Origin of the sequence: Marivibrio halodurans (assembly GCF_017963645.1) — a bacterium.
GTDB lineage: Bacteria > Pseudomonadota > Alphaproteobacteria > UBA8366 > Aestuariispiraceae > Marivibrio > Marivibrio halodurans.
Map to the genome: position 1 here is coordinate 275906 of NZ_JAGMWN010000004.1, position 12940 is coordinate 288845.

A 12940-nucleotide genomic window follows, 5' to 3' on the forward strand; every position below is an offset into this window, starting at 1 on the left:
GGTCATCCACTTGGCGGCCGGGCGCTGCCCCTTATGCCACTCTCGGCAAGTCCTACCGGGGATAAGAGATATGCAGTTCTGTAATGCTAACGGCACCACCCTTCACTACTCGACGCGGGACGGAGATACGAACCGTTGTCCAATCGTCTTTCTCAATTCGCTGGGAACAGATCTGAGGATCTGGGACGACGTCCTTGATTATCTCCCTGATGACATTCCCGTGCTCCGGTTGGATAAGCGCGGGCATGGGCTCTCGGATATCGGTCCCTGCAGCATCCCGATCCTCGCGGACGACGTGTCGTCGGTCATGGAGGTGGTTGGGTTCGGCCCCTCGCTCATCTGCGGCGTCTCAGTAGGCGGCCTCATAGCCCAGCAATTCGCTCTATCTAACCCCGATCTCATACGTGGACTTGTGCTGAGCAACACCGGTGCGAAAATCGGCTCTGACGAAGTGTGGAACTCTCGTATTGAAGCTGCCCGCGCCAAGGGAATCGGGCCGATCGCTGACGCCGTGCTAGAGCGTTGGTTTTCTCGCTCTTTCCTTCAGAATTCGCGTCTACAGGTCGCTGGTTACCGAAATATGCTGTGCCGAACGACGGTGGAGGGTTACGTGGATGTCTGCGCCGCCATCAGGGACACCGATCTTCGGAGCGCTGTCGGAGCAATCAACGCGCCATCCATTTGTATCTCTGGAAGCGAGGACCTCGCGACGCCGCCCGACCTTCTGAAAGAGCTATCCGAGCTTATCCCTGGTTCAGACTATCGATGCATTGAGGGCGTTGGACACATCCCGTCCATCGAGGCGCCGAGGACAGTGGCCCGCATCGTCATGGATGCATATGGGAAAATCTGATGCCGTCAGTCTTCGGACATTCCTATCTCGGCGATCTCTTTGACGATTCTGAAGCGTCGGAGATTTGGTCGGCTGAGCGTCAGATCAAATTAATGCTGCTCTTTGAGGCCGCGTGGTCGCGTTCTCTGGGGGACGCGGGCGTGATCTCCGACGACGACGCCGAAAAGGCCGCGATGGCGATTGAGACCTTCGAGCCGGATGTCGAGGCCATTGCGCGCGAGACAGCCCGCGACGGCCTTCCCGTTCCTGAGTTGGTGCGGCAGTTAAGAATGCACGTTGGCCCGCTGGAGGGCTGCGTTCACCGAGGAGCTACCTCGCAGGACGTAATCGACACCGCGCTTGCTCTCACCATCGGCGCAACGCTTGATCGCCTCCAAACTCGTACAAGTGCGCTTGATCGGGACCTTGATGGCGTCATCGCGCGATTTGGCGGCCGGCACTTGATGGCCAAGACACGTATGCAAGCGGCGAAGCCAATAACCGTCGCCGATCGGGTGTCCGTCTGGCGCGGGTCGTTCGCGGCGTGCGCGGATCGGATCGACGGCGTACGCACGCGCGCCGTTCGTCTCCAGTTCGGCGGAGCGGTCGGCGATCGAAATGTCTTGGACGGCAAGGCGAGCGCCGTGGCGGCGGCGATGTCCCGGCGCCTCGGTCTCCCTGATCCTGGTCGTGCATGGCATGCCGATCGAGCAGGAGTCGTTGAGTTCGCGGACCTTCTATCCGCTATATCGGGCGCCTCGGGAAAAATGGGGCAGGATCTGTGCTTGATGGCCCAGGCGCGGGGCGATGAACTGAAGCTTTCGGCAGGCGGGCGGTCCTCCGCCATGCCCCACAAGAACAACCCCATTCTAGCGGAACTCCTCGTCACGTTGGCACGGTTCAACGCGACGCAGGTTGGGGCGATGCACCAAGCCTTGGTTCACGAGCAGGAGCGCTCTGGGGCGGCATGGGTGCTCGAATGGATGGTGCTGCCGCAAATGGCCGAAGTCAGCATGCGTTCCCTCGCCGCGGCCAGGGAGTTGCTCTCCAAGATAGAAGCCTTGGGCGCCTGAGATTTCGTGGCGGCTAGAGCATGATGAGAGGATTCCCGCTGCTGCTCCAAACGATCCGTCACGAGCGGCGACATCCTTGAGCACGGCGTTGTCGAATATGGTGACCTGCGCCCCCTTTTCTCCTCCATTTTGAGATAGAGTCCGTCACCCGAGAGGAGACGGATTTATGAACCGCAATCGGCGGCGCCATGACAAACCTCCATCGTTTGTCATGGTGAATCAGATTTGCACCCCCATGGGAATCCTTCGTGGATCAGCGTCAACGCGACTTGGCCTAATGCGTAGGATAGCATTCTCACAAAACTTCATAATATCTTAGGCAATAATCACAAAAATATTATATTATAAATACTAACAATATTTTTGATTATTTATTTTTAGTTAAATAAATAATATTATTTACTATATTTAATATAATACCGTTATCGCAGAGTTATTATAATGATTCCGGAATAAAGACCGCCATCGACATGGTGCGCGCTTTCGCGTGCATGAGAGATGTCGGGCCGGCCTTGTAGCGTTGGTATCACTTCAAGAATACAATACTCATTGGCTCAAGTTTCTTCTCCTTCCGCCAATCATTTAACCTATTTTTGAATGAGCCAGGGGTTTCTTCAAATGAAGAATAGTCATCAGTGTGAATGACTAGATAGCCTTCTCGATTAAAGAAATCAGAGTTAAAGAAGAACGAAACGATCCCGAAAATTTGACGATCTCGCGCGCTGTCGATCCAGACGAATCCTTTTTCATCGCAACTATGAGACCGGCAGGCGCTAAAAAAAATCGTCGATTGGTCGGTTATATCGATATCGTCGGGCGCCCCACCGAGTACGGATCGCAAATGATACTCAAAATTCTGGGCATCATTTTCTCCCGTCATTCCAAGATATAGCGGATCATGGTGTGTAATATTCCGATCCAGGAAAACGTCAATCTCGTCCGACCATATAAGACGATTGGTATTGAAGTATTGGTTCGTCTCGACGTTATGCCGAACCCAATCGTAAAACTCCAAATTGGACTGACTCCCGGCAGAACCATTTTTGCTGACCAGGGTCATCATCAGGGTGAGGGAAAATATTAGAAATTGACTGGCGGCGATGATCCGCACCTGCTGACCTCCCATCCTTATTTATACTATATATGGGCATCATATTCGCGCGAAACCGTGGCGGAAACCAATCCACTTTGTTCTCCCGCCCTCTCGCGGCTTGATCCGTTTCCAGAGCATTCATCCTGTGCATGGCGGCATAACCGGGAAAGTGTCGATAATTTTCTATAATTATTCATGGGTCGATCTTCTTATTGACGGAATATAAAGTAAAAATTTCTCCATAATAATTAAGCATATATAGAATAATTATTTTCCTAATGACGAACCCTCGAATAGTAGGCGTATTTCTTCCAAGAGCAGACCGCCGGGCTCGGCGAGTGTCTGGCTGATCTCGAAATGGTTGAGACCGGCGCCGTGGACCAGACTCGCGGCGACGCCACGGGCCCGCAGGGCCGCGTGATAGGCCTGGGTCTGGCGCAGGAACTCGGGCGATTCCTCCGTGCCGACGGCGAGGCGGACAGGGCAACGGATACGCTCGGCGCCGGTCGCCGCACCGCAGGCATCGATATCGGCCGGCCCCAGGTCCAGATAGCGACCCCGCGCGCTTAACATCACGGGGGTAAGGTCGTAACCGCCGCTCGCCAGCAAGGCCCCCGCCACCGGAGCATCCCGGCCATAGGTCGCCCGCCAGTCCGCCGTCAGTGCCGCGCCGGCGACATGGGCGCCGGAGGAATGCCCGACCAGCATCAGCCGGTCCGGATCGAGGCCGAGTTCGGCCGCGTTATCCCTTACCCAAAGGCACGCTTCCCGGACACGTTCGATCATTCGGGGCAACGTGCTATCCGGTCGCCGCCCGAAATTCACCGCCACCGTCGATATACCCAGATCGGCGAACGCCGGTGCCATCCACCCGGACTCGTCCTTGCTCAATAGCTTCCAGGCGCCGCCATGGATATAGATCACCGCCGGTTTCAACGGGGCGTCGCCCCGGCCGGAATAGACATCAAGCCGCTCCAACGGATCGCCCCCATAGGCGAGGTCCAGGGTGACCCGTTCGCTTTCACGGGCGGCCCGTGTCGCCTCGTCATACCAGCGGATGATGTCCTTGGCGTTCCCGGCCCAGGCCATCTGATCGTAGGCCCGGTCCAGCCCCGCTTGATCATAGTGCAGGAAAACCGCCTCCGAGGGGTGGTTCGATGCCGGCGCCCCTTCGCTCCGCGCGTCGGAACCGGTAAGCGTGGGCGAGAACAATCCCCCCTCGTCCAGAACCACCCTGCCCCCGACGAGCGCGGCCTCCGCGCGAATATCCCAGAGCGCCGCCTCCTCGCACCGTATGGGATCGTCGGACAGCACGACCATATCCGCCCAGGCGCCAGGCTTCAGCCGCCCGCGCCGCGCTTCGTCGAATGTCAGGAAGGCCCCCCCCACGGCGGCGGCGCGCAGGGCCTCCTCGCGGCTCAGGGCCTGATCGGCGGCGATCGTCTCCGCCTCCGGGTGCGCCTTTCGGGTCACGCAATGGGCGAATGGTCCGAACAGGCCGACGGGGTGATTGTCGCTGGACAGCGCGAACGGCACGCCCGCTTCCATCAGCGCGCGCGCGGGCGCGATGCGCCACGCCTCATCCACGCCCAACCGCGCCGCCTCGCGCGGGCCGATATCGGCGATGGAGCGGTTCGTGTGCAATGTCGCGACGATCCCCAGATCGCGCATCTTGGCGATCTTTTCCCGATCCAGGATACCGACATGCCCCACCACCCAACGCAGATCGCCGATGGGGCGGATATGGTCGGCCTCGCGGAACAGGTCCAGATCCTCCGCGAACAGGGTGCAGAGCCGGAAGCCCTGCCTGGCGCCCTCCAGAACGAATTCACGGAACAGCGAGCGTGGCATCGTGGATTCGAAGGTATATCCCGCCCATCCGGTATAACCGCACTGTCGGCAAAGATCGGGCGACGGCTTTCCCGCCTGGGCGTAGAAGCCCGCCGCGCGCATCATATCGTCGCCGAGCCCCCGTCCCCGGGCCCAGGAATACCACGCGTCCATCGCCGCCCCGATATCCCCCGGCGGGGTATCGCCCCAGGCCGGCCCGACGGCCAATCGAACCCGCAGGTCGAGACGTTCCGCCTCCCGCGCGTCGCGATAAAGCGCGAGCAATTCCGGTGAGGCGCCGTGCCCCTCGAACACCGCGGTGGCCCCGCCCCGCAGATAGGCCCGCATCGAAGGGCCCAGGGCATCCGCGCGCTGACCGGCCGTGAAGCGGCTCGCCCCCGGCAACAGCGTCATTTCAACGGCGGACACCGGCCCCGGTTCCTTGAATACGCCGGTCGGTCGGCCGCGCGCATCGCATTCCAACGCCACGCCGGCCGGAAGGTCGCGCACCGAATCCGCCAGCCCCATGGCCCGCAACGCCGCGCTGTTGGCGATCGATATCAGGGGGGTGCCATCACCGGCCGGACGCCAATACCCCCACGGCGCACGGATATAGACGGCGGTGTCGGGACAGGCCGCATCCAGATCGTCGCGCGTCGGCAACCGGCCTTCGGCCAAGCCCTTGGCCGGGTCACCGGCATAGGCCGGACCAGCACCCAACGGCCCCATCACCACCCACGCGCCGGGCGCCGCCCCGCGCGCGGCGGCGGCGACGCGATGCTGAACCTCCACGATGGAGGTGGCTCCATGCAGGGACGGCATGGCCGCCTTCAACCCTTCGCGGTCCATATGCGCGTGCCCGTCGGTAAGGCCCGGCGTCACGCACCGGCCTTGCAGGTCCACCCGCGCGACCCGCGGATCATAAGCGCCCGGAAGGGAATCGAGAGGGCCAAGCGAAAGGATACGCCCATCGCGAACCTCCATGGCCGAGACGACATCCGGTCCGCTCTCGTCCAAGGTCCGGATCACCCCGCCATGCAGGATGACGTGCCCGTCGATCACGGCCGGTCCCCCACTCCGGCGCGGCGCGCGCCGAGATAGTTCATCACGCTCAACGCCGCGCCGAGGCAAAGCCCCGCCACATTGGTCAGGATCAAGGTCTGACCGTCCGGCGGCAACAGCAGGAGAAGGCTGGATAGGAGGAAACCGAGCCGTTCGGCGAGTCCGGTCCGGCGGAACAGATACCCGACGCATCCGACCGCCAGGAGCCCGACCGCGATCATCGTCGTGACGGCCGCCAGCACGATATCCGCCGGCGCCCCCTGCATCAGCAATTCCGGGTGATAGACGAAGATGAACGGAACGATGTACGCGACGATCCCGAAGCGCATTCCCAACAGGCCGGATTTCCAGAAATCCGCGTCCGCGATGGAGGCCGCGGTATAGGTCGCGATGCATACGGGCGGCGTGATCATCGACAACATGCCGAAATAGAAGATGAAGAAATGCGCCGCCATGGGCTCGACGCCGAGCTGAACCAACGCCGGCGCGATCAGAACCGCGAGCATGACGTAGATAACCGTCGTGGGCATCCCCAAGCCCAGCACGATGCATGCCCCCGCCGTCAGGATCAGCATGAGCAGAAGCTGGCCGCCTCCGGCCTCGCTCAACATCAAGGAGAACTTGAATGTGAGGCCGGAGAGCTGCAGGCCGCCAATCACGATACCGGCCAGGATGCTCATGATCACGAGTGATAGCATGATACGGCCGGAGGTTCTGAGACATGTCAGGATCGCGCCGGGCGTCATGCGCGTATCCCGGAAGATGAATCCGGCGAGCAGCGCCACGCCGGCCGCCGCCACCCCGGCCTTGCCCGCCGGCCAACGCGCGATCAGCAGCGTATAGATCAACACGACGATCGGCAGGAGATAGATCCACCCCCGATTCATGACGCCGCGCAGCTTCGGCAGCGCGTCCTTGGAGAAGCCGGTCAGATTATCGCGCGCGGCCTCCAGGTCGACCTGAAGCAGAAGGGAAAGATAATACAGCAACGCGGGGAGAGCGGCCGCCACGACGATATCGAGATATGGGACGCCCAGATACTCGGCAATGATAAAGGCCGCGACCCCCATGACGGGCGGCATGATCTGACCGCCGGTGGAGGTGACCGCCTCGATCGCGGCGGCGGATTCACCGCGATACCCGCTGCGCTTCATCATCGGGATGGTCAGGCTGCCGCTGACGACGACGTTGGAAACCGCGCTGCCGGATACGGTCCCGAACAGGCTGGACGACAGGACGGCGACCTTGGCCGTACCGCCCCGATAGCGCCCCAGAAGCGACAAGGCGATATCGGTGAAGAACCGGTCGCCCTTGATCCCGAACAACACCTGCCCGAACAGGATGAAGGAGACGACGACAGTCGCCGTCACCGATAGCGTCACGCCCAGGATACCGTTCGAATCCAGGAAGACATAGGTCGCGATCCGTTCCGGGCTGCTGCCCCGGCCGTTCAGGAAGCCGGGGAGGTAACTGGCGGCGAATGCATAGACGCACACGGCGAGCGCGAGCCAGATCAACGTCCAGCCCAACAGCCGCCGCGTCGCCTCAAGCGTCAGGAGGATCGCGAGGAAGCCCAGCAAATATCTTTCGGGGGAAAGCGACGAGAGGGAATAGGCGACATCGGGATACCACAGCGCGATATATCCGCCGACCGCGACACCGCCGAGCGACAGCAGCCAATCCACGAACGGAACCTTGTCGGCGGTCTCGGTCTTCGTGCGCCGGCACGTCAGGAAGGTAACGGCGAAGGTCGCGCCGAGGAACGCGCCCAGGAACTGCTCACGAAACACGGGAAAGGGAAGATAGTATTGAAGCTCCGCCGCCCAGGCCACGCCCATGGCGACCAGCAGAATTAGCAACCCGCTCGCCACCGCGCCTTCGGCGCCGCGCAAGGAACGGAACCGCCTGTCCAGTCCGCTCTCCGGCTGTTGCGTCTGTGACTGCTGCTGCATCGTTCACCCTGCTCCGTATCACGAAACGCATCGGCCGCGGCGCCGCCTCGCATGCGCCGCGGCCGATGGTCGGCACCCACAAATCCAAACGGATTATTCGCTCAGCTCGGCCTGTACCGCATCCATCTCGTCGTTCCAGGCATCCAGCGCGATATAGGCGTTCTTCGCGCCCTCATGATAGGGAAGCGTGGCATCGGAACGAACCGTGGTCGCCTGCTTCCAGCCACGCAGAACCGGATGGAACTCGGCCAGCTTATCGGCATTCTCGTAAAGCGTCTTGGCCACGATCTCCACCATGTCGTCGGACATGGAGGATGCGGCGACGAGATAAAGCGGATAGGCCGTGATGCAGGTGTCCTCGACGATACCGGGAAGCCGCCCCTCGGGAAGGGTGATGAAACCGTATCCCGGGATGGCATCGGTCACCCGCTTCTTCGCCTCGGCGCTGCAATCGTCGGGCAGGAAGCGCACGCCGACGGCGGCATCGACCTCACGCACGCGCGGGGCGCCCACGCCATAGACGGCACCGTCGACGCGGCCGTTGGCCAACGCGTCCAAGCCCTGGTTCAACCCGGCGACCGGCGTCACCTTGACGTCGTCCCAGGTCAAACCCGCATTCAGAAGATGGGCGTATGAATTGATGTACGCGCCCAAATGCGCCGGGTAGGACCCGCCAAGCTGCGCGTCGGCCAAGTCCGCCACCGTCTTCATTTCACTGTCCTTGCGGACCAACATCCCGGCGATCAAATTGGCGCCGGATGCGACAAGACGCAGGCCCGGCGTCTGCGGATAGGGATTCCGGTCGCCAATCTTCAGACGATCGGGGCCCCGATAGCTGAGCGCGAAGTCGACACTGGGCGCGAGCCCGAATTCGACCTCGCCGCTATCCAGGACGGGGAAGAACGCGGTCGTCCCCGAATAGGGACGCACGACGAAATCGGCCTCGAGATTGTCAGTAAGCACCTTCGCAACCGCCGAGGCGATCGTATGCTGCAGCGATCCCGACTGACCGGCCGCGATATAGACGGTATCCGGCAGCTCCGCGGCCTGCGCCGGCCGCACGCCGACGACGGCCGCCAAGGCGAACGCCCCGAAGGCCGCGCCTTTCGCGAGGCCGCGCGCCGCGCCGCCTGCCCACTTTATCCCAATCCTGGATTTCATGATCGAACCCTCCTGTTCCTTTGAGTGTATTTGTTTCCTTTACGGACCCGCCCGACGAGCCCGCTAAAGACGGCCGAGGCCCGTTCGAATGGGAGCCCGCCCGGATACCGGATGGCGGACGCGCCCGGCCGGTGCTGCTTTCAACGAGTTCCCAGACGTCGAAAGTCGGATGCCCGGCCATTCTTCCTCCAAGCCGTTGGGCGGTCCGGCACGCCCTCCGGGAACCGCGCCCATCGGAGAAGGCTAGGGGAAATTGAATACAAGAAATATTTGTTTCTGGGAATTTCGATATCCAGATAGCTGATAACCAAGGGGACGCCCAACGTCTTTTCCAATGCCGCCCGGATTTCAGATCAAGGACGTCGTGATGGCGGGATAGCGGCTCAACAGGACGAGCACGACCGCCACCGCGATCAGGAACGGCCAGAGAGAGCGCAGGATCGTGCCGGGCTTCGCCCCGCTCATCGACGAGGCGATATAGAGCCCCACGCCGACCGGCGGCGTCAGCAGGCCCAAGACGAGGTTCAGGCAAATCACCACGCCGAACTGATAGGGGCTGATGCCGAAATCGTTCATCGCGATGGGAAGCAGGATCGGCGTGAACAGGATGACCGCAGCGATACCGTCGATCAGCATTCCAACGACAAGCAGCACGAGATTGACGATCAGCAGGAACAGGAACGGATCGCTGGTGATCGTCGAGAGCAGCGCGGCCAACTTCTGCGGCACGGCCTCGTAGATGATCACCCAACCGAAGACATTTGCGGCGGCGATCATGAAGATGATCGTCGATGCATTGACGGCGGTTCGCTTGAACAAGCCGAACAACGCACGCGGGTCGAGCTCGCCATAGACCAGCCATCCGACAAGGAACGCGATCAGGGAAGCGATGGCCGCGGATTCCGTCGGCGTGGCGATACCGAACAGGATGCCGCCGATGATCGCGGTCGGGATAAGCATCGCCGGCAAGCAATATAAAAGGGCGGACAAGGCCTCCGCCCGCGTGAACCAGCGCCCTTGGGGAAAGCCCTGGAAAACGCCGATCGAGAAGATCACCACCGCGAAGGCGGCCACCAGCAGCAAGCCGGGCAGAATGCCGGCCAGGAACATCTCGCCGATCGGAACCTGGGCCAGGACGCCGAAGATGACGAACAGCATGGACGGCGGAATGACCGGCGCGAGCAACCCGCCCGCCGCCGTGATCGCGGCGGCGAAGCCCTTGTCATAGCCTTCCTTCTCCATCTCGGGCGTCATCGCGCGCGCCATGACGGAAATCTGCGCGTTGGCGGACCCGATGATCGCCGCCATGAACATGTTGGCCAGAAGGTTGATATAGGCGAGTCCCCCCCTGAACCCACCGACAAAGACCCGCGCGGCATTGATGAGGCGCCTCGTCATGCCGCCTTCGTTCATCATTTCCCCGGTCAACATGAAGAGGGGAATGGCGAGCAGGCCGTAATTTTCCAACCCGGAGAACATCTTCTGGGCGAAGCTGTCATAGAGGACCGCGTTATCGCTTTCCCAGATGTACCAGATCGCGGAAAGCGCCAGGACCAGCGCGACCGGAACCCCGATCAGAAGCTTGAAGGCGAAAATCAGCGGCGTCATGCGCTTACCTCGGGATCGGTTCCCCGCCCGCCAAGCAGATTGGCGAGGCCGTGCAGCGTGACGCCGAACGCGAACACCCACATGACGCCCCAAACCCAGATTTTCCGGATACCCAGCGTCGTCGTCGGCTCGGCATAGATGAAGTTGAAGGTCGCGCCCTGGAACGCCCCGGTATCGAACCCGTGCCGGGCCAGTTCCAACGGCGAGAACCACCGCCAGCAGAACCACAGCATGAACAGCGCGAAGATCAGCACGAGAAGATCGACCAGCTTGGCCGCGAGCTTCGCGAAGGGGGTGGGAAGCGCGTCCGTCACCACCGTCACCGCGACCGCATGCCCGTAATGCAATCCCGCCGACGCGCCGAGAAAGGTCATCCACGCCATGGCGTAGATCGCCAGTTCATCCACCCAATATAGCGCCGAACCGACCGCCCGGGTGACCACATTGAGCAGGATGAGCACGGTAATGGAAACGGCGAGGAGGGCCGCCAGGGCCAGTTCGATCCGTGCCCATGCCGCGGAAATGCGCCCGACCATACCCGACCTTCCGAGAACGCGCCGGGCGCGCGTCCGTCACGCGCCCGGCGCCGCCGATGGCATTACTGGTTCGCCGTATCCTCGGCGACCTCGCGCAGCGCGTCCAGTACCGAGGATTTCTCCGACCAGATACCGTCCCATTCAGCGACCGCGTCGCCGAAGAAGGTGCGATCGACCTCCTTATAGGTCTTGCCGGTTTCCTTGATCTGGTCGAGCCAACCCTGTTCCTTGGCGATATAGCTGTCGATGGTGCCGTCGACATGCTTGGCCATCAACGTGCCGATCCGCGCGCGATCCTCCTCCGACAGTCCCGCCCAAACCTTGGCCGAGACCAGCCCGACCATCGGGAACATCATATGATCGGATTGGACGATCGTATCCGCGTGCTCGTAGTATTTGAGCACCCAGATCAATTCCGCGTCCATGTCGATCGCGTCCACCTGACCGTTGGCCAGGGCGTCATAGACGTCCGGAAGCGGCATGGGGGTCGGCGCCGCGCCCAACGCGTTATAGAAGTCGAGGATCGGCTCGAACGGCGTGATCCGAAGCTTCAGCCCGGACAGATCGTCGGCCGAGTCGATCGCCACGCGGCTGACGATCTGACGCAGGCCGGCCATGCCGAAACCCGTGCCGACCACGCCGACCTTGGCGGGAAGCTGGTCCAGCAGGCCCGTCGCCGTTTCACTGCGCAGGATACGGCCCGCATGCGCGACGTCGTCCGCGAGGAACGGCGCGTAGAAGGCCCCGAAGTCCTTCGCGCGGTTCGACACTTCCGCCACCGTCATGAAAGCCATGTCGAGGGCGCCGCTCTGCAATTGCTGCAGCATTTGCGCCTCGTTGCCGAGCTGGCGCGCCGGAAAAACGGTCACCGAATGCTCGCCGCCGCTGGCTTCGCTCAACTCCGCGCCGAAGGCCTCCGCGGCCTTGGTCCAAATATGCGGGGGCGGGGTAATCAACCCCAGCCGGAAATCCTTCGCCGACGCGGCCGACGTGACGGACAACACGGCCATCGACGCGACCGCCATGCCCCCCAGAAGCTTCCCGATACGTTTCATGCCGTTCTCCCTGTTCTCCATAACCGTATCAAAGCCGCACCCAACCGTCCGGCGGCTTGCCCTTGCCCGGATGTAGCGCGCCGCAATTCGGGCACGTGCGCGCCTCGGTGCTGTTGTGGAAGGCGTCGAAAACCTTGGGCAATTCGGTCACGATCCCATCGGGACCGTCGAGCGCGACCTCCGCGCGGTGGACGCGCGCCTCGCACTCGAAGCAATACCATTCGAACCCCTCCACCATTCCCGGCTGGCGCGGGGCCTCGACGACGATCCCGACCGATCCTTCCTGCGGCCGCTGCGGCGCATGGCGCACATGAGGCGGCAGCATGAAGACCTCGCCCTCGCGGACCGGGACGTCGTAGACCTTCCCGCCGTCCGCGATCTTGAGCATCATGTCGCCCTTCTGTTGGAAGAACCACTCCTCGACCGGATCGTCGTGAAAATCGACGCGCGTGTTGGGGCCGCCGACGACCATGACGATCATGTCGCCTTCCTTGTGCAGCAGCTTATTTCCCACCGGCGGGCGAAGCTGGTCGGCATTCTCCTCGACCCACTTCTTGAAATTGAACGGCTTCAAAGTCGGATGACCGGCCATGGCTCCCTCCCGATCGGTCGACGGCCTCCCGCGCGCCGAAACCTCGCACATCTCAACCGAGGCTAGGCGAAATTGACAGAAAGAAGTATTTGATTCTGGGAATTCCGATATCCCGAATTCTGATAGCGGGCGCCGCCACCGGGCAG

General features: G+C 61.9%; 10 protein-coding genes. 2 read left to right on the forward strand and 8 right to left on the reverse strand.

Annotated elements, in window-relative coordinates; translation table 11 throughout:
- Positions 1–70 precede the first annotated feature (70 nt).
- Together pcaD and KAJ83_RS10605 are read left to right on the forward strand one after the other, a co-directional pair.
- Entirely contained in the window at positions 71–853 is a 783-nt protein-coding gene (gene pcaD, locus KAJ83_RS10600; RefSeq protein ID WP_210682039.1) for a 3-oxoadipate enol-lactonase, read from the forward strand.
- Complete coding sequence (locus KAJ83_RS10605) at positions 853–1905, forward strand: 3-carboxy-cis,cis-muconate cycloisomerase (protein WP_210682040.1); 1053 nt, start codon at positions 853–855, stop codon at positions 1903–1905. Before pcaD ends, KAJ83_RS10605 begins: the two co-directional genes overlap by 1 nt.
- Positions 1906–2431: 526 nt before the next feature.
- Here KAJ83_RS10605 and KAJ83_RS10610 read toward each other — a convergent pair.
- The 8 genes from KAJ83_RS10610 to KAJ83_RS10645 form a co-directional block, all read right to left on the reverse strand.
- Positions 2432–3031, reverse strand: a complete 600-nt coding sequence (locus KAJ83_RS10610) for a hypothetical protein (RefSeq protein ID WP_210682041.1) — start codon at positions 3029–3031, stop codon at positions 2432–2434.
- A 234-nt stretch (positions 3032–3265) separates the two neighbouring features.
- Positions 3266–5890 (reverse strand): amidohydrolase family protein, encoded by a 2625-nt coding sequence (locus KAJ83_RS10615; protein WP_210682042.1) that lies wholly within the window; start codon positions 5888–5890, stop codon positions 3266–3268.
- The gene (locus tag KAJ83_RS10620; protein ID WP_210682043.1) at positions 5887–7842 is read right to left on the reverse strand and encodes a TRAP transporter permease; all 1956 of its coding nucleotides are present in this window, start codon (positions 7840–7842) and stop codon (positions 5887–5889) included. The genes KAJ83_RS10615 and KAJ83_RS10620 overlap by 4 nt, the downstream gene beginning before the upstream one ends.
- A gap of 93 nt (positions 7843–7935) precedes the next feature.
- Entirely contained in the window at positions 7936–9003 is a 1068-nt protein-coding gene (locus KAJ83_RS10625) for a TAXI family TRAP transporter solute-binding subunit (protein WP_210682044.1), read from the reverse strand.
- 348 nt (positions 9004–9351) lie between these two features.
- Entirely contained in the window at positions 9352–10611 is a 1260-nt protein-coding gene (locus KAJ83_RS10630) for a TRAP transporter large permease (protein WP_210682045.1), read from the reverse strand.
- A complete protein-coding gene (locus tag KAJ83_RS10635) occupies positions 10608–11147 on the reverse strand; it encodes a TRAP transporter small permease (RefSeq protein ID WP_210682046.1) in 540 nt (179 codons plus the stop codon). The genes KAJ83_RS10630 and KAJ83_RS10635 overlap by 4 nt, the downstream gene beginning before the upstream one ends.
- Positions 11148–11209: 62 nt before the next feature.
- Entirely contained in the window at positions 11210–12202 is a 993-nt protein-coding gene (locus tag KAJ83_RS10640; RefSeq protein WP_210682047.1) for a TRAP transporter substrate-binding protein, read from the reverse strand.
- Between the two features lie 28 nt (positions 12203–12230).
- Complete coding sequence (locus KAJ83_RS10645) at positions 12231–12794, reverse strand: 3-hydroxyanthranilate 3,4-dioxygenase (RefSeq protein ID WP_210682048.1); 564 nt, start codon at positions 12792–12794, stop codon at positions 12231–12233.
- Positions 12795–12940: the final 146 nt, after the last annotated feature.